Raw genomic sequence first — 16672 nt, forward strand, 5'->3', positions numbered from 1 at the left:
ACACTATGGATAAGAAATCTGCTCGTATCCGTCGTGCGACCCGCGCACGCCGCAAGCTCAAAGAGCTGGGCGCAACTCGCCTGGTGGTACATCGTACCCCGCGTCATATTTACGCACAGGTAATTGCACCGAACGGTTCTGAAGTTCTGGTAGCTGCTTCTACTGTAGAAAAAGCTATCGCTGAACAACTGAAGTACACCGGTAACAAAGATGCGGCTGCAGCTGTGGGTAAAGCTGTCGCTGAACGCGCTCTGGAAAAAGGCATCAAAGATGTGTCCTTTGACCGTTCCGGGTTCCAATATCATGGTCGTGTCCAGGCACTGGCAGATGCTGCCCGTGAAGCTGGCCTTCAGTTCTAAGGTAGAGGTGTAAGATGGCTCACATCGAAAAACAAGCTGGCGAACTGCAGGAAAAGCTGATCGCGGTAAACCGCGTATCTAAAACCGTTAAAGGTGGTCGTATTTTCTCCTTCACAGCTCTGACTGTAGTAGGCGATGGTAACGGTCGCGTAGGTTTTGGTTACGGTAAAGCGCGTGAAGTTCCAGCAGCGATCCAGAAAGCGATGGAAAAAGCCCGTCGCAATATGATTAACGTCGCGCTGAACAACGGCACCCTGCAGCACCCGGTTAAAGGTGTTCACACGGGGTCTCGTGTATTCATGCAGCCAGCTTCCGAAGGTACCGGTATCATCGCCGGTGGTGCAATGCGCGCCGTTCTGGAAGTTGCTGGGGTTCATAACGTTCTGGCTAAAGCATACGGTTCCACCAACCCGATCAACGTGGTTCGTGCAACTATTGATGGCCTGGAAAATATGAATTCTCCAGAAATGGTCGCTGCCAAGCGTGGTAAATCCGTTGAAGAAATTCTGGGGAAATAAACCATGGCAAAGACTATTAAAATTACTCAAACCCGCAGTGCAATCGGTCGTCTGCCGAAACACAAGGCAACGCTGCTTGGCCTGGGTCTGCGTCGTATTGGCCACACCGTAGAGCGCGAGGATACTCCTGCTGTTCGTGGTATGGTCAACGCGGTTTCCTTCATGGTTAAAGTTGAGGAGTAAGAGATGCGTTTAAATACTCTGTCTCCGGCCGAAGGCTCCAAAAAGGCGGGTAAACGCCTGGGTCGTGGTATCGGTTCTGGCCTCGGTAAAACCGGTGGTCGTGGTCACAAAGGTCAGAAGTCTCGTTCTGGCGGTGGCGTACGTCGCGGTTTCGAGGGTGGTCAGATGCCTCTGTACCGTCGTCTGCCGAAATTCGGCTTCACTTCTCGCAAAGCAGCGATTACAGCCGAAGTTCGTCTGTCTGACCTGGCGAAAGTAGAAGGCGGCGTTGTAGACCTGAACACGCTGAAAGCGGCAAACATTATCGGTATCCAGATCGAGTTCGCGAAAGTGATCCTGGCTGGCGAAGTCACTACTCCGGTAACTGTTCGTGGCCTGCGTGTTACTAAAGGCGCTCGTGCTGCTATCGAAGCTGCTGGCGGTAAAATCGAGGAATAAGTAGCAGATGGCTAAACAACCGGGATTAGATTTTCAAAGTGCCAAAGGTGGCTTAGGTGAGCTGAAACGCAGACTGCTGTTTGTTATCGGCGCGCTGATTGTGTTCCGTATTGGCTCTTTTATTCCGATCCCTGGTATTGATGCCGCTGTACTTGCCAAACTGCTTGAGCAACAGCGAGGCACCATCATTGAAATGTTTAACATGTTCTCTGGTGGTGCTCTCAGCCGTGCTTCTATCTTTGCCCTGGGGATCATGCCGTATATTTCGGCGTCGATCATTATCCAGCTGTTGACGGTGGTTCATCCAACGCTCGCAGAAATTAAGAAAGAAGGGGAGTCTGGTCGTCGTAAGATCAGCCAGTACACCCGTTACGGTACTCTGGTGCTGGCGATATTCCAGTCGATCGGTATTGCTACCGGTTTGCCGAATATGCCTGGTATGCAGGGCCTGGTGATGAATCCAGGCTTTGCATTCTATTTCACCGCTGTTGTAAGTCTGGTTACAGGGACCATGTTCCTGATGTGGCTCGGCGAACAGATTACTGAGCGCGGTATCGGTAACGGTATCTCAATCATCATCTTCGCTGGTATCGTTGCGGGACTCCCGCCAGCCATTGCCCATACTATCGAGCAAGCGCGTCAAGGCGACCTGCACTTCCTCGTGTTGCTGTTGGTTGCAGTATTAGTATTTGCAGTGACGTTCTTTGTAGTATTCGTTGAACGTGGTCAACGCCGTATTGTGGTAAACTACGCCAAACGTCAGCAAGGTCGTCGTGTCTATGCTGCACAGAGCACACATTTACCGCTGAAAGTGAATATGGCGGGGGTAATCCCGGCAATCTTCGCTTCCAGTATTATTCTGTTCCCGGCGACCATAGCGTCATGGTTCGGGGGCGGTACTGGTTGGAACTGGCTGACAACAATTTCGCTGTATTTGCAGCCTGGGCAACCGCTTTATGTGTTACTCTATGCGTCTGCAATCATCTTCTTCTGTTTCTTCTACACGGCGTTGGTTTTCAACCCGCGTGAAACAGCAGATAACCTGAAGAAGTCCGGTGCATTTGTACCAGGAATTCGTCCGGGAGAGCAAACGGCGAAGTATATCGATAAAGTAATGACCCACCTGACCCTGGTTGGTGCGCTGTATATTACCTTTATCTGCCTGATCCCGGAGTTCATGCGTGATGCAATGAAAGTGCCGTTCTACTTCGGTGGGACCTCACTGCTTATCGTTGTTGTCGTGATTATGGACTTTATGGCTCAAGTGCAAACTCTGATGATGTCCAGTCAGTATGAGTCTGCATTGAAGAAGGCGAACCTGAAAGGCTACGGCCGTTAATTGGTCGCCTGAGAAGTTACGGAGAGTAAAAATGAAAGTTCGTGCTTCCGTCAAGAAATTATGCCGTAACTGCAAAATCGTTAAGCGTGATGGTGTCATCCGTGTGATTTGCAGTGCCGAGCCGAAGCATAAACAGCGCCAAGGCTGATTTTTTCGCATATTTTTCTTGCAAAGTTGGGTTGAGCTGGCTAGATTAGCCAGCCAATCTTTTGTATGTCTGTACGTTTCCATTTGAGTATCCTGAAAACGGGCTTTTCAGCATGGTACGTACATATTAAATAGTAGGAGTGCATAGTGGCCCGTATAGCAGGCATTAACATTCCTGATCAGAAACACGCCGTGATCGCGTTAACTTCGATCTACGGTGTCGGCAAGACCCGTTCTAAAGCCATCCTGGCTGCAGCGGGTATCGCTGAAAATGTTAAGATCAGTGAGCTGTCTGAAGAACAAATCGACACGCTGCGTGACGAAGTTGCCAAATTTGTCGTTGAAGGTGATCTGCGCCGTGAAATCAGCATGAGCATCAAGCGCCTGATGGATCTTGGTTGCTATCGCGGTTTGCGTCATCGTCGTGGTCTCCCGGTTCGCGGTCAGCGTACCAAGACCAACGCTCGTACCCGTAAGGGTCCGTGCAAACCGATCAAGAAATAATCGGGGTGATTGAATAATGGCAAAGGCACCAGTTTGCGCACGTAAACGTGTAAGAAAACAAGTCTCTGACGGCGTGGCTCATATCCATGCTTCTTTCAACAACACCATCGTGACTATTACCGATCGTCAGGGTAATGCGCTGGGTTGGGCAACAGCCGGTGGTTCCGGTTTCCGTGGTTCTCGCAAATCCACTCCGTTTGCAGCTCAGGTTGCAGCAGAGCGTTGCGCTGACGCCGTGAAAGAATACGGTATCAAGAATCTGGAAGTTATGGTTAAAGGTCCGGGTCCAGGCCGCGAATCTACTATTCGTGCTCTGAACGCCGCTGGTTTCCGCATCACTAATATTACTGATGTGACTCCGATCCCTCATAACGGTTGTCGTCCGCCGAAAAAACGTCGCGTATAACGCTTCGTTTTCCAGGTTAGTTGGAGAAAGAAAATGGCAAGATATTTGGGTCCTAAGCTCAAGCTGAGCCGTCGTGAGGGCACCGACTTATTCCTTAAGTCTGGCGTTCGCGCGATCGATACCAAGTGTAAAATTGGACAAGCTCCTGGCCAGCACGGTGCGCGTAAGCCGCGTCTGTCTGACTATGGTGTGCAGTTGCGTGAAAAGCAAAAAGTTCGCCGCATTTACGGTGTGCTGGAGCGTCAGTTCCGTAACTACTACAAAGAAGCAGCACGTCTGAAAGGCAACACCGGTGAAAACCTGTTGGCTCTGCTGGAAGGTCGTCTGGACAACGTTGTATACCGTATGGGCTTCGGCGCCACTCGTGCAGAAGCACGTCAGCTGGTTAGCCATAAAGCAATTATGGTAAACGGTCGTGTTGTTAACATCGCTTCTTATCAGGTTAGTCCGAATGACGTTGTTAGCATTCGTGAGAAAGCGAAGAAGCAGTCTCGCGTGAAAGCCGCTCTGGAGCTGGCTGAGCAGCGTGAAAAGCCAACCTGGCTGGAAGTTGATGCTGGCAAGATGGAAGGTACGTACAAGCGTAAGCCTGAGCGTTCTGATCTGTCTGCGGACATTAACGAACACCTGATCGTCGAGCTTTACTCCAAGTAAAGCTTAGTACCAAAGAGAGGACACAATGCAGGGTTCTGTGACAGAGTTTCTAAAACCGCGCCTGGTAGATATCGAGCAAGTGAGTTCGACGCACGCCAAGGTGACCCTTGAGCCTTTAGAGCGTGGCTTCGGCCATACTCTGGGTAACGCACTGCGCCGTATTCTGCTCTCATCGATGCCGGGTTGCGCGGTGACCGAGGTTGAGATTGATGGTGTACTACATGAGTACAGCACCAAAGAAGGCGTTCAGGAAGACATCCTGGAAATCCTGCTCAACCTGAAAGGGCTGGCGGTGAGAGTTCAGGGTAAAGATGAAGTTATTCTTACCTTGAATAAATCTGGCATTGGCCCTGTGACTGCAGCCGATATCACCCATGATGGGGATGTCGAAATCGTCAAGCCGCAGCACGTGATCTGCCACCTGACCGATGAAAACGCGTCTATTAGTATGCGTATCAAAGTTCAGCGCGGTCGTGGTTATGTGCCGGCTTCTACCCGAATTCATTCGGAAGAAGATGAGCGCCCAATCGGCCGTCTGCTGGTCGACGCCTGCTACAGCCCTGTAGAGCGTATTGCCTACAATGTTGAAGCAGCGCGTGTAGAACAGCGTACCGACCTGGACAAGCTGGTCATCGAAATGGAAACCAACGGCACAATCGATCCTGAAGAGGCGATTCGTCGTGCGGCAACCATCCTGGCTGAACAACTGGAAGCTTTCGTTGATTTACGTGATGTACGTCAACCGGAAGTGAAAGAAGAGAAACCAGAATTCGATCCGATCCTGCTGCGCCCTGTTGACGATCTGGAATTGACTGTCCGCTCTGCTAACTGCCTCAAGGCAGAAGCTATCCACTATATCGGTGATCTGGTACAGCGTACCGAGGTTGAGCTTCTTAAGACGCCTAACCTGGGTAAAAAATCTCTTACCGAGATTAAAGACGTGCTGGCTTCCCGTGGACTGTCTCTGGGTATGCGCCTGGAAAACTGGCCACCGGCAAGCATCGCTGACGAGTAACCGGATCACAGGTTAAGGTTTTACTGAGAAGGATAAGGTCATGCGCCATCGTAAGAGTGGTCGTCAACTGAACCGCAACAGCAGCCATCGCCAGGCTATGTTCCGCAACATGGCAGGTTCACTGGTTCGTCATGAAATCATCAAGACGACCCTGCCTAAAGCGAAAGAGCTGCGTCGCGTAGTTGAGCCGCTGATTACTCTTGCCAAGACTGATAGCGTTGCTAATCGTCGTCTGGCATTCGCCCGTACTCGTGATAACGAGATCGTGGCAAAACTGTTTAACGAGCTGGGCCCGCGTTTCGCGAGCCGCGCCGGTGGTTACACTCGCATTCTGAAGTGTGGCTTCCGTGCAGGCGACAACGCGCCGATGGCATACATCGAGCTGGTTGATCGTTCAGAGAAAACAGAAGCTGCTGCAGAGTAATCTGTAGTAACGTAAAAAACCCGCTTCGGCGGGTTTTTTTATATCCTCCTGAACCCCACATATCTACAATAATTGTATTCTTTTCGTTCAATCCCTGGAGCGACGTATGTGGTTACTTGACCAGTGGGCAGAGCGTCATATTATCGAGGCACAGCGTAAAGGCGAGTTTGATAATCTGCCTGGCCGCGGCGAACCGCTTATTCTGGATGATGATTCTCATGTGCCAGCGGAACTTCGTGCGGGTTATCGCTTACTGAAGAATGCGGGCTGTCTTCCCCCTGAACTGGAGCAGCGCAGAGACGCTATTCAGTTACTTGATATCCTCAACAGTATCCGGGAAGATGACCCTCAATACCATCAGGTTAGTCGCCAGCTCTCGCTGCTTGAACTAAAACTTCGGCAGGCTGGGTTGAGTACCGATTTTTTACACGGTGAGTATGCAGAAAAACTGCTGCATAAAATCAACGATAATTAACGGAGCTTGTATGTATCGCATTGGTGAGCTGGCAAAGCTGGCAGACGTAACGCCTGATACCATTCGCTACTATGAAAAACAGCAGATGATGGATCATGAGGTACGTACTGAAGGCGGGTTTCGTCTGTATACCGAAAACGATCTGCAGCGTCTCAAGTTTATTCGTTATGCGCGGCAGTTGGGTTTCACGCTTGAGTCGATCCGCGAACTTTTATCGATCAGAATTGATCCTGAGCACCATACCTGTCAGGAGTCAAAAAGTATTGTGCAAGAACGATTGCAGGAGGTTGAAGCCAGGATTGCGGAACTGCAAACGATGCAGCGTTCGTTACAAAGGCTTAATGATGCTTGTTGCGGAACGGCCCACAGTAGCGTCTATTGTTCCATTCTGGAAGCCCTGGAACAGGGGGCCAGTGGGGCGAAATCAGTATGTTGATTTATTGAACCGGCGGGACTACACTCGCGCCGTATAATTTATACAAACGGGAGATATTATGAGTCGTTATCAACATAAGAAAGGGCAGATAAAGGACAATGCCATCGAGGCATTGTTACACGATCCCCTTTTCAGGCAACGCGTTGAAAAAAATAAGAAAGGCAAAGGAAGTTATCTGCGTAAAGGTAAACACGGTAACCGGGGGAACTGGGAGGCCAGTGGCAAGAAAGTAAGTGACTTTTTTACCACTGGCCTTCTGCTTATTAAGAACGGTTATTTTGTTCTTTCAGCAGATCGCGGATTTCGCCCAATAACACTTCCTCTTTAGAAGGCGCGGGCGGAGCTGCCGGCTCTTCTGCTTTTTTACGGTTGAGTCTGTTGATAAGCTTAATGGCAACAAAGATAGCAAACGCCACAATCACAAAATCAAATACGTTCTGGATAAACACGCCGTAATGCATGACGACCGCCGGAATATCTCCCTGCGCTTCGCGTAACGTAAAAGCAAATTGTTTAAAGTCGATCCCGCCGATTAACAATCCCAACGGCGGCATAATGATATCGGCAACCAGTGAAGAAACAATCTTACCGAATGCCGCGCCAATAATGACACCCACTGCCAAATCCACAACATTCCCGCGCATCGCGAATTCGCGGAATTCTTTAATAAAACTCATTTTTATTCTCCCTATGCAGCTGACGTTATAAGTTTAACAAATGCTAAGGCATTTTCCATTTACGGCTTCTGTTTAGCGAAATAAATTAAACCTTGATAAATAAAGGGAATTAAAAAGGGCGCTGAATGAGCGCCCCTTAAATTAGAGGAAGAAAGGACTTGGCTGGAACAGACGTTCGACGTCGGTAATAAACTTTTTATCGGTCAAAAACATAATGACGTGATCGCCTTGTTCAATGCGCAAATTGTCATTAGCAATCATGACATCATTACCGCGAACGACCGCGCCAATAATGGTGCCTGGCGGCAGTTTTATTTCGTCAATGACGCGGCCAACCACGCGGGAAGTGCTTTCATCGCCGTGCGCGACGGCTTCGATGGCTTCGGCAACCCCGCGACGTAGTGAGGAAACGCCGACGATATCTGCTTTACGCACATGGCTCAGTAATGCAGAGATGGTGGCCTGCTGCGGAGAAATCGCAATATCTATAACGCTACCCTGCACAAGATCGACATAAGCTCGACGCTGAATCAGCACCATCACTTTTTTGGCGCCCATCCGCTTAGCCAACATCGCGGACATGATATTGGCTTCGTCATCGTTAGTGACTGCGATAAAGAGATCGACCTGATCAATATGCTCCTCCGCCAGCAATTCCTGATCGGAAGCGTCGCCAAAAAAGACGATCGTGTTTTGCAGCTTCTCAGCCAGTTCTGCGGCGCGTTGTTGATCGCGTTCGATCAATTTAACGCTATAGTCTTTTTCCAGACGCCTTGCCAGCCCGGCGCCGATATTGCCGCCGCCCACCAGCATGATGCGCTTGTAGGGTTTTTCCAGACGCTGTAATTCGCTCATTACTGCACGGATATGCTGTGAAGCCGCAATAAAGAAGACTTCATCCCCTGCTTCCACGATAGTCGAGCCCTGAGGACGGATTGGTCTGTCATGACGGAAAATTGCGGCAACGCGGGTATCGATATGCGGCATATGCTCTCGCATTGTCGAGAGCGCGTTACCTATTAGTGGACCGCCATAGTAGGCTTTTACTACTGCCAGACTGACTTTCCCTTCGGCAAAGTTTACAACCTGTAATGCTCCCGGATACTCGATCAGACGATAAATATTATCGATAACCAACTGCTCCGGCGCGATCAGATGATCAATCGGAACCGCTTCAGAATGAAAGAGTTTATCCGCATCGCGAACATAGTCCGGGGAGCGAATGCGGGCGATACGGTTTGGGGTGTTGAAGAGTGAATAGGCTACCTGACAGGCAACCATATTAGTTTCATCTGAACTGGTGACAGCGACCAGCATATCCGCATCGTCAGCGCCCGCTTCGCGCAACACGCGGGGATGCGAACCATGCCCCTGAACTACGCGTAGATCGAACTTATCTTGCAAACTGCGTAATCGTTCGCCGTTGGTATCAACCACCGTGATGTCGTTGTTTTCGCCGACCAGGTTTTCCGCCAGTGTTCCACCAACTTGCCCTGCGCCCAGTATGATAATTTTCATCAGTCGTGGCCCGTTATCTCATCACTTCTTGATTAGCTTAGCGTAAAAGAACCCATCACCTTCTTCGCCGCCCGGCAGATTTTGCTGTCCTGGCTGATCAGGTGTTCCCGTTTCGCTGAGCGCGGCATCGGGAGTGCGTTGCAAAAAGGCTTTGATCTGATCGCGGTTTTCTTCCGGCAGTACGGAACAGGTGGCATAAACCAGCGTCCCGCCGGGCTTCAGGCGCGGCCAGACGGCATCAAGAATTTCCGCCTGTAATTGCGCCAGTTCCGCGATATCGCGATCGCGACGCAGCCATTTGATATCTGGATGACGGCGAATGACGCCGGTTGCGGAGCAGGGCGCATCCAGCAGAATACGGTCAAACTGCTGCTCGCCGCACCATTGGGCGGGATAACGTCCATCCCCTTGTTTAACTGTCGCTTTCATCCCAAGGCGCTTTAGGTTGTCGTAAACGCGGGAGAGCCGTTGTTCATCAATATCAACCGCCAACACGTCTGCTTCGGGGGCCACTTCGAGAATATGCGTGGTTTTACCGCCGGGCGCGGCGCACAAGTCTAAAATGTGCTCACCGTTCTGAGGAGCGAGAAAAACCGCACATCCCTGCGCAGAGGCATCCTGGACAGTTACCCAACCCTCAGCAAAACCGGGTAAAGCATGTACCGGAGCTGGCGTTTCCAGACGCACAGCGTCGGGATAATCGGGATGGGGATATCCCTTCATGCCTGCGTCTTCAAGTAAGCCAAGCCAACCGTCGCGGGTGTGGTGTGTACGATTTACACGTAGCCACATAGGTGGACGCTGGTTATTCGCTTCAATAATGCGTTGCCACTGTGTGGGGTAAGCATTTTGCAAACGCTTTACCAGCCAACCGGGATGTAAAAAGCGCGCATCGCTGGTCGCAAACTCATTAAGCAACGTTTCCTGCTGGCGCTGGAACTGGCGCAGGACGCCGTTAATTAACCCTTTCAACTGCGGACGTTTGATGGAGACCGCGCCTTCAACGGTTTCAGCCAGCGCCGCATGGGGAGGGACGCGGGTGTACAGCAACTGATAAAAGCCGACCATAATTAAGTAATGCACTGTACGCTGCTTGCCGGTCATTGGACGAGACATCAGCTTATTGATCAGCCATTCCAGCTGTGAAAGGGTGCGCAGGACGCCAAAGCACAGCTCCTGAAGTAGCGCTTTGTCTTTATCGGCGACTTTTTGTTGCAGCGGCGGGAGCACATTACTTAATGATTGTCCCTGTTCGACGACCAGTTCAACGGCCTGTGCTGCCAGACTACGTAAATTGTTTTGTTTTTTCATATGTATAAAATAAAAATGCCCGGTAACACCGGGCGTATAAAGACGTGACCGTCAGGCAAGGCGGTTACCAGGGATAAACCATTCCCGGCGTGAATTTAACAGATCCTGGGCGCTCATCGCTTTTTTGCCGGCAGGCTGAAGCGAAAGCAAATTTAATATCCCCTTGCCTGTTGCAACCTGAATGCCCTGTTTCGTCGCGGCCAGAATGGTTCCCGGCAGCGACTGCGTGGCGTCCTCAATGACGGATGCCTGCCAGACTTTTACCGGCTGGCCGTCGATTTCCAGCCAGCTCATTGGCCACGGATTAAAGGCGCGAATGCAACGCTCCAGCTGTGCTGCGGAGAGAGACCAGTCGATACGCGCTTCTTCTTTACTGAGCTTTTCCGCATGAGTGACCAGCGCTTCATTCTGCGCTTCAGGCGTCGCTGTGCCGTCCGCCAGTTGTTTTAGTGTGGTAATTAACCCCTGTGGGCCAAGTTCAGCCAACTTATTATACAGTGAGCCACTGGTATCTTCTGCGGTAATCGGGCACGCAAGTTTATACAGCATGTCGCCGGTATCCAGCCCTACATCCATCTGCATAATTGTGACGCCGGTTTCCGCATCGCCTGCCCAGAGTGAGCGCTGAATAGGCGCCGCGCCGCGCCAGCGTGGAAGCAGCGAACCGTGAACGTTGATACATCCGAGACGGGGCATATCCAGCACTGCCTTTGGGAGAATCAGACCATATGCTACGACAACCATGACGTCGGCATGTAAGTCAGCCACCAGATGCTGGTTTTCCTGAGGACGAAGCGACACGGGCTGGAAAACGGGCAGGCCTTTTTCTTCCGCCAGCACTTTTACCGGGCTGGGCATCAACTTTTTGCCGCGACCTGCTGGACGATCGGGTTGGGTAAATACGCCGACAATGTTATGTCCAGAAGTTAACAGCGCGTCGAGATGACGCGCTGCAAAGTCAGGTGTACCCGCAAAAATAATACGTAGTGAATCTGACACGTTGGTTCTTGTCCTTTAAGCCCGGGCGTTCAGGCGGTCGAGTTTTTCTACTTTCTGACGAATACGTTGTTGCTTCAGCGGCGACAAATAATCGATAAACAGTTTACCGACCAGGTGATCCATCTCATGCTGAATGCAGATTGCCAGCAAACCATCCGCTTCAAGCTCAAACGGGTTGCCGTTGCGATCCAGCGCGCGGATTTTCACTTTCTCGGCGCGCGGCACTAAAGCGCGCTGTTCCGGGATCGACAGACAGCCTTCTTCTATACCCGTTTCGCCACTTTTCTCCAGCAATTCCGGGTTAATGAGTACCAGGCGCTCGTCGCGGTTTTCCGAAACGTCAATCACGATGATCCGCTGGTGGATATCGACCTGCGTTGCGGCCAGACCGATACCTTCTTCCGCGTACATCGTTTCGAACATATCATCGACGATACGCTGAATTTCTGCATTCACTTCTTCAACCGGCTTTGCGACTTTGCGAAGGCGCTCGTCCGGAATATGTAACACTTGCAAAACTGACATAATTATCCAGAGTTGTGTTCAGGAGTTGAAAAGATTATTACCTCTATTCTAGACAAATCCCCACCTGATTGACAGCATCAGTGACCAATCGCAAAGATTGTTCAGACTGCTTGTGGCAGGGGAGGGAAAGGATGGCCCGTACCGAAATTTGGTTACGTTTAATGTACGTCGGCGACCTTTATGGCGAGGCGATGTTGAACATGGCGAATTCGCTTATTCGCCAGCCTCAGATAAATCGCACGCACCTTCAGGAGGCTGGTCTTACTGCGCGGCAAGCTGAACGTTTTTTACAGCTTCCAGCAGGTGTGCTTGATGAGACGTTACGCTGGCTTGAACTACCGCAGCACCATTTTCTGTGTGCGGATAGTGAGATTTATCCTCCTCAACTGCGTGCTATTGACGATTATCCCGGCGCTATTTTTATTGACGGCGATCCTGCCTGTCTGCATACCTGCCAACTTGCCGTCGTCGGGAGCCGGAGCCACTCCTGGTATGGAGAACGCTGGGGACGTCTGCTTTGCGAAAGCCTTGCGAAAAGCGGTTTGACGATCACCAGCGGCCTTGCCCGAGGAATTGATGGCGTAGCACACAACGCCGCGATGAGTATGGGGGGAAAAAGTGTAGCGGTGTTAGGGAATGGCTTGGCAAAGATTTATCCTCGCCGACATGCCATGCTGGCTGAAAACTTGATTGCCACTGGCGGCGCAGTGGTCTCAGAATTTCCGCTTTCAACGCCTCCGCTATCGCAAAATTTTCCTCGCAGAAACCGTATCATCAGCGGACTGAGCAAAGGCGTACTGGTGATTGAGGCGGCGTTGCGCAGCGGTTCGTTGGTGACGGCGCGCTGCGCGCTTGAACAGGGGCGGGACGTTTTTGCATTACCAGGCCCTATCGGTAGTCCGGGAAGCGAAGGCACGCACTGGTTAATTAAACAAGGGGCCACGCTTGTGACGACGCCGGAGGATATTCTGGAAAATTTGCAATACGGCTTACACTGGTTGCCAACTACGGCGGAAAATTCACTTTATTCACTAAATCAGGATGAGGCGGCATTGCCATTTCCTGAGCTCCTGACTAACGTAGGAGATGAGGTAACACCTGTTGACGTCGTCGCTGAACGTGCCGGCCAACCTGTGCCAGCGGTAGTGGCTCAGCTACTCGAACTGGAGTTAGCAGGATGGATCGCAGCTGTACCCGGCGGCTATGTCCGATTAAGGAGGGCAAGCCATGTTCGACGTACTAATGTATTTGTTTGAAACATACATCCATAACGAAGCCGAGCTGCGCGTGGATCAGGACAGACTGGAGCGTGATCTCACCGACGCTGGGTTTGATCGCGAAGACATCTACAATGCGCTGCTGTGGCTGGAAAAACTCGCTGACTATCAGGATGGCCTCGCGGAACCCATGCAACTTGCTTCCGACCCTCTTTCAATGCGCATTTATACGGTTGAAGAATGTGAAAGGCTTGATGCCAGTTGCCGGGGGTTCCTGTTATTCCTTGAGCAGATTCAGGTGCTAAACCTCGAAACACGAGAAATGGTGATTGAGCGTGTGCTGGCGCTGGATACCGCAGAGTTTGACCTGGAAGACTTGAAATGGGTTATTTTGATGGTGTTATTCAACATTCCGGGCTGTGAAAACGCCTATCAGCAAATGGAAGAATTACTCTTTGAGGTAAATGAAGGTATGCTGCATTGATAGGTGTTAATGCTGCATGAGTGAATATGGCTAAATCAGCACTGTTTTCGGTGCGTAAAAATGAGCCCTGCCCGCAGTGCGGGGCCGAACTGGTAATTCGTTCCGGGAAACATGGTCCGTTTCTCGGCTGTTCTCGCTATCCGGAATGCGATTACGTTCGTCCGCTGAAAAGTCAGGCGGACGGACATATCGTTAAAATTCTGGAGGGGCAACTGTGTCCTGAGTGTGGCGCCGTACTGGTGCTGCGTCAGGGGCGCTTTGGCATGTTCATCGGATGCAGTCAGTATCCGCAATGTGAACATACAGTGGTTATTGATAAACCGGATGAAACGGCGATTGCCTGTCCAGCCTGCCAGCAAGGACATTTGGTCCAGCGCCGTTCTCGTTACGGTAAAATCTTTCATTCCTGCGATCGCTACCCGGAATGTCAGTTCGTCATTAACTTCACACCGGTTGCGGGGGAATGCCCCGAGTGCCATTATTCGCTACTCATCGAAAAGAAAACCGCGCAGGGCGTGAAGCGCTTTTGCGCCAGTAAACAATGTGGAAAGCCGGTTCCGGTGGAATAAACAAGTGAATAATAACCTGCCAACAGGATCTAGCGCCGCGGTGGTAGATCTCCTGAATAAAGAAAATGTCATCGCTTATCCAACAGAAGCCGTTTTCGGCGTCGGCTGCGATCCCGATAGTGAAACAGCCGTTACGCGCCTGCTGGCGTTAAAACAACGGCCCGTCGATAAGGGACTCATTTTGATTGCCGCCAGCTTTGAGCAGTTAAAACCTTATATTGATGACAGCATACTTACCGCCGCACAGCGTAAAGCGGTATTTGATTGCTGGCCCGGGCCGGTAACGTTTGTTTTTCCTGCGCCCGCGACAACGCCGCGGTGGCTCACGGGACGTTTTGATTCCCTGGCCGTTCGTGTTACCAACCACCCGCTGGTGGTCGCGCTATGCAATGCGTATGGCAAACCGCTGGTTTCCACCAGCGCCAATCTGAGCGGATTACCGCCATGCCGTACCGTTGAAGAGGTGCGTGCGCAATTTGGCGATGATTTTCCGGTGGTTGAAGGCGCAACGGGTGGGCGTTTAAATCCTTCAGAAATCCGCGATGCTCTGACGGGCGAACTATTTCGACAGGGGTAATATGATGGAAGCCTATGCTGTTTTTGGAAATCCGATTGCGCACAGCAAATCGCCATTTATTCATCAGCAATTTGCTCAGCAGCTAGATATTGTTCACCCCTATGGTCGCGTGCTGGCCCCCATTAATAATTTCATTAATACGCTTGATGCCTTTTTCGCGGCAGGGGGAAAAGGCGCAAACATCACAGTACCTTTTAAAGAGGAGGCGTTTGCGCGTTCGGATGAGTTAACGGAACGAGCATCGCTGGCGGGAGCCGTCAATACATTAAAACGGCTGGAAGATGGTCGTTTGCTTGGCGACAATACTGACGGTATCGGTTTATTAAGCGATCTCGAACGTTTAAATTTTATCCGCCCAGGATTGCGTATTTTGCTGATTGGCGCGGGCGGCGCATCCCGGGGCGTGCTGTTACCCCTGCTTTCTTTGGATTGTGCGGTCACTATCACTAACCGTACAGCTTCACGTGCCGAAGCGTTGGCGAAAATCTTTGCTCATACCGGCAGCGTTCATGCTATGGATATGGACAAGCTGGATGGTTGTGAGTTTGACCTGATTATTAATGCGACCTCCAGCGGCATACGGGGCGAAATCCCGGCGATTCCGGCGTCACTTATTCATCCTTCCCTCTGTTGCTATGACATGTTCTATCAAAAAGGGAATACGCCATTTCTCTCCTGGTGTGTACAACAGGGCGCGAAACGCTACGCAGATGGGCTGGGAATGCTGGTGGGGCAGGCTGCACATGCCGTTTTGCTTTGGCACGGTGTATTACCGCAGGTCGAGCCAGTGATTAAGCTGCTACAGCAGGAATTATTAGCGTGAACCAGGCCATACAATTCCCTGACCGCGAAGAATGGGATACTGCCGCCAGCGCTATCATCTTTCCCGCCCTGGTCAATGGGATGCAAATCACGTGTGCGATAAAAAAAGATGTACTGGCGTATCGCTTTGGTGGAGAAACAGCGGAGCAATGGCTGGCCATTTTTCGTGAGTATCGCTGGGACCTGGAAGAAGAGGCTGAAGCATTAATCCTGGCCCAGCAGGAAGACGATCACGGTTGGATATGGTTATCCTGAGAAAGATAGTCGTCTTTCCATTTTACATAGTTATTGGCGGAGTACTGCAGGCCCGATCTCTCAGCATCGCTCAGGGGGCGGATCTGTTTTACCGGACTGCCAAGATATAAATAGCCGCTTTCCAGCCGTTTGTGCTGCGGCACCAGGCTTCCCGCGCCAATCATTACGTCATCTTCTATTATCGCGCCATCCAGCACAATGGAGCCCATACCGACCAGTACGCGGTTACCGATGGTACAGCCGTGCAGCATAACTTTATGGCCAACGGTAACATCTTCGCCAATGATTAATGGGTTGCCGTGTGGATTGGATGGAGACTTGTGGGTTACGTGAAGAACGCTGCCATCCTGAATGTTCGTACGAGCCCCTATCGCAACGTAATTCACATCGCCGCGAATCACCACAAGCGGCCAGATCCCGACATCATCCGCCAGACGGACATCGCCAATAACCACGCTGCTGGTATCGATCATCACGCGCTGACCGATTTCAGGAAAAAGATCCTTATAAGGACGTAATGTGTCAGACATGTCTACCTCATCATAAATGAATAGTCATGAAGACTTTGGTTGCTTTAACGGCGTTGTGCAAGGGGAGATAGCATCAAAAAATCGCCACTTTGCGCAGGAATGGAGCGAAAGGGATGAAAAATCAACAAACAGAAAAAAGATCCAAAAAACGCTTGTGCAAAAAAATGGGATCCCTATAATGCGCCTCCATCGACACGGCGGATGTGAATCACTTCACACAAACAGCCGGTCGGTTGAAGAGAAAAATCCTGAAATTCAGGGTTGACTCTGAAAGAGGAAAGCGTAATATA

Annotated in this window: 26 protein-coding genes; 20 read left to right on the forward strand and 6 right to left on the reverse strand. The window is 51.0% G+C overall.

Features of this window, described 5'->3' with window-relative positions:
• Nucleotides 1–5 precede the first annotated feature (5 nt).
• From rplR to AAYN39_RS06005, 14 genes are all read left to right on the forward strand, one after another.
• A complete protein-coding gene (gene rplR / locus AAYN39_RS05940) occupies nucleotides 6–359 on the forward strand; it encodes a 50S ribosomal protein L18 (protein ID WP_000358956.1) in 354 nt (117 codons plus the stop codon).
• Between the two features lie 14 nt (nucleotides 360–373).
• On the forward strand, nucleotides 374–877 hold the full coding sequence (gene rpsE / locus AAYN39_RS05945; protein ID WP_000940121.1) for a 30S ribosomal protein S5: 504 nt from the start codon (nucleotides 374–376) through the stop codon (nucleotides 875–877).
• A 3-nt stretch (nucleotides 878–880) separates the two neighbouring features.
• Nucleotides 881–1060 carry a 50S ribosomal protein L30 gene (rpmD, locus tag AAYN39_RS05950; protein ID WP_001140434.1) on the forward strand — a complete coding sequence of 60 codons (180 nt, stop codon included), beginning with the start codon at nucleotides 881–883 and terminating at the stop codon, nucleotides 1058–1060.
• 3 nt (nucleotides 1061–1063) lie between these two features.
• Nucleotides 1064–1498, forward strand: coding sequence for a 50S ribosomal protein L15 (gene rplO / locus AAYN39_RS05955; RefSeq protein WP_001238917.1), 435 nt, complete (start codon nucleotides 1064–1066; stop codon nucleotides 1496–1498).
• 7 nt (nucleotides 1499–1505) lie between these two features.
• Complete coding sequence (secY, locus tag AAYN39_RS05960) at nucleotides 1506–2837, forward strand: preprotein translocase subunit SecY (protein WP_001118863.1); 1332 nt, start codon at nucleotides 1506–1508, stop codon at nucleotides 2835–2837.
• Between the two features lie 31 nt (nucleotides 2838–2868).
• Entirely contained in the window at nucleotides 2869–2985 is a 117-nt protein-coding gene (gene rpmJ / locus AAYN39_RS05965) for a 50S ribosomal protein L36 (protein ID WP_000868187.1), read from the forward strand.
• 146 nt (nucleotides 2986–3131) lie between these two features.
• Nucleotides 3132–3488 (forward strand): 30S ribosomal protein S13, encoded by a 357-nt coding sequence (rpsM, locus tag AAYN39_RS05970; RefSeq protein ID WP_000090779.1) that lies wholly within the window; start codon nucleotides 3132–3134, stop codon nucleotides 3486–3488.
• 16 nt (nucleotides 3489–3504) lie between these two features.
• Nucleotides 3505–3894, forward strand: a complete 390-nt coding sequence (rpsK, locus tag AAYN39_RS05975; RefSeq protein WP_001029757.1) for a 30S ribosomal protein S11 — start codon at nucleotides 3505–3507, stop codon at nucleotides 3892–3894.
• Between the two features lie 33 nt (nucleotides 3895–3927).
• The gene (rpsD, locus tag AAYN39_RS05980) at nucleotides 3928–4548 is read left to right on the forward strand and encodes a 30S ribosomal protein S4 (RefSeq protein WP_000135229.1); all 621 of its coding nucleotides are present in this window, start codon (nucleotides 3928–3930) and stop codon (nucleotides 4546–4548) included.
• 25 nt (nucleotides 4549–4573) lie between these two features.
• Nucleotides 4574–5563: a DNA-directed RNA polymerase subunit alpha gene (gene rpoA / locus AAYN39_RS05985; protein WP_001162094.1), complete on the forward strand. Its 990-nt coding sequence runs from the start codon at nucleotides 4574–4576 to the stop codon at nucleotides 5561–5563.
• A gap of 40 nt (nucleotides 5564–5603) precedes the next feature.
• Nucleotides 5604–5987, forward strand: coding sequence for a 50S ribosomal protein L17 (rplQ, locus tag AAYN39_RS05990; RefSeq protein ID WP_001216370.1), 384 nt, complete (start codon nucleotides 5604–5606; stop codon nucleotides 5985–5987).
• A 106-nt stretch (nucleotides 5988–6093) separates the two neighbouring features.
• On the forward strand, nucleotides 6094–6462 hold the full coding sequence (locus AAYN39_RS05995; protein WP_000266513.1) for a DUF1992 domain-containing protein: 369 nt from the start codon (nucleotides 6094–6096) through the stop codon (nucleotides 6460–6462).
• 10 nt (nucleotides 6463–6472) lie between these two features.
• Nucleotides 6473–6898, forward strand: a complete 426-nt coding sequence (gene zntR, locus AAYN39_RS06000) for a Zn(2+)-responsive transcriptional regulator (RefSeq protein ID WP_000285589.1) — start codon at nucleotides 6473–6475, stop codon at nucleotides 6896–6898.
• A gap of 58 nt (nucleotides 6899–6956) precedes the next feature.
• On the forward strand, nucleotides 6957–7226 hold the full coding sequence (locus AAYN39_RS06005; RefSeq protein ID WP_001543084.1) for an alternative ribosome-rescue factor A: 270 nt from the start codon (nucleotides 6957–6959) through the stop codon (nucleotides 7224–7226).
• On the opposite strand, the gene mscL is transcribed toward AAYN39_RS06005, so the two are convergent.
• The 5 genes from mscL to def all read right to left on the reverse strand — a co-directional run bounded on the left by mscL (nucleotide 7162) and on the right by def (nucleotide 11928).
• A complete protein-coding gene (mscL, locus tag AAYN39_RS06010; protein ID WP_000008119.1) occupies nucleotides 7162–7575 on the reverse strand; it encodes a large-conductance mechanosensitive channel protein MscL in 414 nt (137 codons plus the stop codon). The genes AAYN39_RS06005 and mscL overlap by 65 nt on opposite strands.
• Nucleotides 7576–7716: 141 nt before the next feature.
• Nucleotides 7717–9093 carry a Trk system potassium transporter TrkA gene (gene trkA / locus AAYN39_RS06015; RefSeq protein WP_000691374.1) on the reverse strand — a complete coding sequence of 459 codons (1377 nt, stop codon included), beginning with the start codon at nucleotides 9091–9093 and terminating at the stop codon, nucleotides 7717–7719.
• A 21-nt stretch (nucleotides 9094–9114) separates the two neighbouring features.
• Complete coding sequence (gene rsmB, locus AAYN39_RS06020; RefSeq protein ID WP_000744595.1) at nucleotides 9115–10404, reverse strand: 16S rRNA (cytosine(967)-C(5))-methyltransferase RsmB; 1290 nt, start codon at nucleotides 10402–10404, stop codon at nucleotides 9115–9117.
• A 51-nt stretch (nucleotides 10405–10455) separates the two neighbouring features.
• Nucleotides 10456–11403: a methionyl-tRNA formyltransferase gene (gene fmt / locus AAYN39_RS06025; RefSeq protein WP_001285161.1), complete on the reverse strand. Its 948-nt coding sequence runs from the start codon at nucleotides 11401–11403 to the stop codon at nucleotides 10456–10458.
• Between the two features lie 15 nt (nucleotides 11404–11418).
• Complete coding sequence (gene def / locus AAYN39_RS06030; RefSeq protein ID WP_000114992.1) at nucleotides 11419–11928, reverse strand: peptide deformylase; 510 nt, start codon at nucleotides 11926–11928, stop codon at nucleotides 11419–11421.
• A gap of 131 nt (nucleotides 11929–12059) precedes the next feature.
• Between def and dprA the strand changes: the two genes are divergently transcribed.
• The 6 genes from dprA to AAYN39_RS06060 are packed head-to-tail and all read left to right on the forward strand — an operon-like array spanning nucleotide 12060 to nucleotide 15852.
• The gene (gene dprA, locus AAYN39_RS06035) at nucleotides 12060–13184 is read left to right on the forward strand and encodes a DNA-protecting protein DprA (protein ID WP_000124522.1); all 1125 of its coding nucleotides are present in this window, start codon (nucleotides 12060–12062) and stop codon (nucleotides 13182–13184) included.
• Nucleotides 13156–13629, forward strand: coding sequence for a DUF494 family protein Smg (gene smg / locus AAYN39_RS06040; protein ID WP_000460663.1), 474 nt, complete (start codon nucleotides 13156–13158; stop codon nucleotides 13627–13629). The genes dprA and smg overlap by 29 nt, the downstream gene beginning before the upstream one ends.
• Nucleotides 13630–13655: 26 nt before the next feature.
• Nucleotides 13656–14198, forward strand: a complete 543-nt coding sequence (locus tag AAYN39_RS06045; protein WP_001129710.1) for a type I DNA topoisomerase — start codon at nucleotides 13656–13658, stop codon at nucleotides 14196–14198.
• A 4-nt stretch (nucleotides 14199–14202) separates the two neighbouring features.
• Nucleotides 14203–14775 (forward strand): L-threonylcarbamoyladenylate synthase type 1 TsaC, encoded by a 573-nt coding sequence (gene tsaC, locus AAYN39_RS06050; protein WP_001063622.1) that lies wholly within the window; start codon nucleotides 14203–14205, stop codon nucleotides 14773–14775.
• Nucleotides 14776–14779: 4 nt separating this feature from the next.
• The gene (gene aroE, locus AAYN39_RS06055; protein ID WP_000388662.1) at nucleotides 14780–15598 is read left to right on the forward strand and encodes a shikimate dehydrogenase; all 819 of its coding nucleotides are present in this window, start codon (nucleotides 14780–14782) and stop codon (nucleotides 15596–15598) included.
• Nucleotides 15595–15852, forward strand: a complete 258-nt coding sequence (locus AAYN39_RS06060; protein ID WP_001070570.1) for a DUF1488 domain-containing protein — start codon at nucleotides 15595–15597, stop codon at nucleotides 15850–15852. The genes aroE and AAYN39_RS06060 overlap by 4 nt, the downstream gene beginning before the upstream one ends.
• On the opposite strand, the gene AAYN39_RS06065 is transcribed toward AAYN39_RS06060, so the two are convergent.
• Nucleotides 15828–16382: a gamma carbonic anhydrase family protein gene (locus AAYN39_RS06065; protein ID WP_001285635.1), complete on the reverse strand. Its 555-nt coding sequence runs from the start codon at nucleotides 16380–16382 to the stop codon at nucleotides 15828–15830. The two genes, AAYN39_RS06060 and AAYN39_RS06065, sit on opposite strands and share 25 nt — an antisense overlap.
• Between the last annotated feature and the right edge of the window lie 290 nt (nucleotides 16383–16672).

Origin of the sequence: Salmonella sp. K21076 (assembly GCF_039650795.1) — a bacterium.
GTDB lineage: Bacteria > Pseudomonadota > Gammaproteobacteria > Enterobacterales > Enterobacteriaceae > Salmonella > Salmonella enterica.

Excerpts from the sequence above, each read along its gene's own strand:
- secY (WP_001118863.1), top strand. The coding sequence starts at position 1,506 with ATGGCTAAACAACCGGGATTAGATTTTCAAAGTGCCAAAGGTGGCTTA.
- AAYN39_RS05995 (WP_000266513.1), top strand. The coding sequence starts at position 6,094 with ATGTGGTTACTTGACCAGTGGGCAGAGCGTCATATTATCGAGGCACAG.
- zntR (WP_000285589.1), top strand. The coding sequence starts at position 6,473 with ATGTATCGCATTGGTGAGCTGGCAAAGCTGGCAGACGTAACGCCTGAT.
- AAYN39_RS06045 (WP_001129710.1), top strand. The coding sequence starts at position 13,656 with ATGGCTAAATCAGCACTGTTTTCGGTGCGTAAAAATGAGCCCTGCCCG.
- rpmD (WP_001140434.1), top strand. The coding sequence starts at position 881 with ATGGCAAAGACTATTAAAATTACTCAAACCCGCAGTGCAATCGGTCGT.
- rpmJ (WP_000868187.1), top strand. The coding sequence starts at position 2,869 with ATGAAAGTTCGTGCTTCCGTCAAGAAATTATGCCGTAACTGCAAAATC.
- rpsD (WP_000135229.1), top strand. The coding sequence starts at position 3,928 with ATGGCAAGATATTTGGGTCCTAAGCTCAAGCTGAGCCGTCGTGAGGGC.
- rplQ (WP_001216370.1), top strand. The coding sequence starts at position 5,604 with ATGCGCCATCGTAAGAGTGGTCGTCAACTGAACCGCAACAGCAGCCAT.
- def (WP_000114992.1), bottom strand. The coding sequence starts at position 11,928 with ATGTCAGTTTTGCAAGTGTTACATATTCCGGACGAGCGCCTTCGCAAA.
- smg (WP_000460663.1), top strand. The coding sequence starts at position 13,156 with ATGTTCGACGTACTAATGTATTTGTTTGAAACATACATCCATAACGAA.
- rpoA (WP_001162094.1), top strand. The coding sequence starts at position 4,574 with ATGCAGGGTTCTGTGACAGAGTTTCTAAAACCGCGCCTGGTAGATATC.
- rplR (WP_000358956.1), top strand. The coding sequence starts at position 6 with ATGGATAAGAAATCTGCTCGTATCCGTCGTGCGACCCGCGCACGCCGC.
- aroE (WP_000388662.1), top strand. The coding sequence starts at position 14,780 with ATGGAAGCCTATGCTGTTTTTGGAAATCCGATTGCGCACAGCAAATCG.
- rpsK (WP_001029757.1), top strand. The coding sequence starts at position 3,505 with ATGGCAAAGGCACCAGTTTGCGCACGTAAACGTGTAAGAAAACAAGTC.
- rpsE (WP_000940121.1), top strand. The coding sequence starts at position 374 with ATGGCTCACATCGAAAAACAAGCTGGCGAACTGCAGGAAAAGCTGATC.
- AAYN39_RS06005 (WP_001543084.1), top strand. The coding sequence starts at position 6,957 with ATGAGTCGTTATCAACATAAGAAAGGGCAGATAAAGGACAATGCCATC.
- mscL (WP_000008119.1), bottom strand. The coding sequence starts at position 7,575 with ATGAGTTTTATTAAAGAATTCCGCGAATTCGCGATGCGCGGGAATGTT.
- dprA (WP_000124522.1), top strand. The coding sequence starts at position 12,060 with ATGGCCCGTACCGAAATTTGGTTACGTTTAATGTACGTCGGCGACCTT.
- rplO (WP_001238917.1), top strand. The coding sequence starts at position 1,064 with ATGCGTTTAAATACTCTGTCTCCGGCCGAAGGCTCCAAAAAGGCGGGT.
- rsmB (WP_000744595.1), bottom strand. The coding sequence starts at position 10,404 with ATGAAAAAACAAAACAATTTACGTAGTCTGGCAGCACAGGCCGTTGAA.
- trkA (WP_000691374.1), bottom strand. The coding sequence starts at position 9,093 with ATGAAAATTATCATACTGGGCGCAGGGCAAGTTGGTGGAACACTGGCG.
- AAYN39_RS06065 (WP_001285635.1), bottom strand. The coding sequence starts at position 16,382 with ATGTCTGACACATTACGTCCTTATAAGGATCTTTTTCCTGAAATCGGT.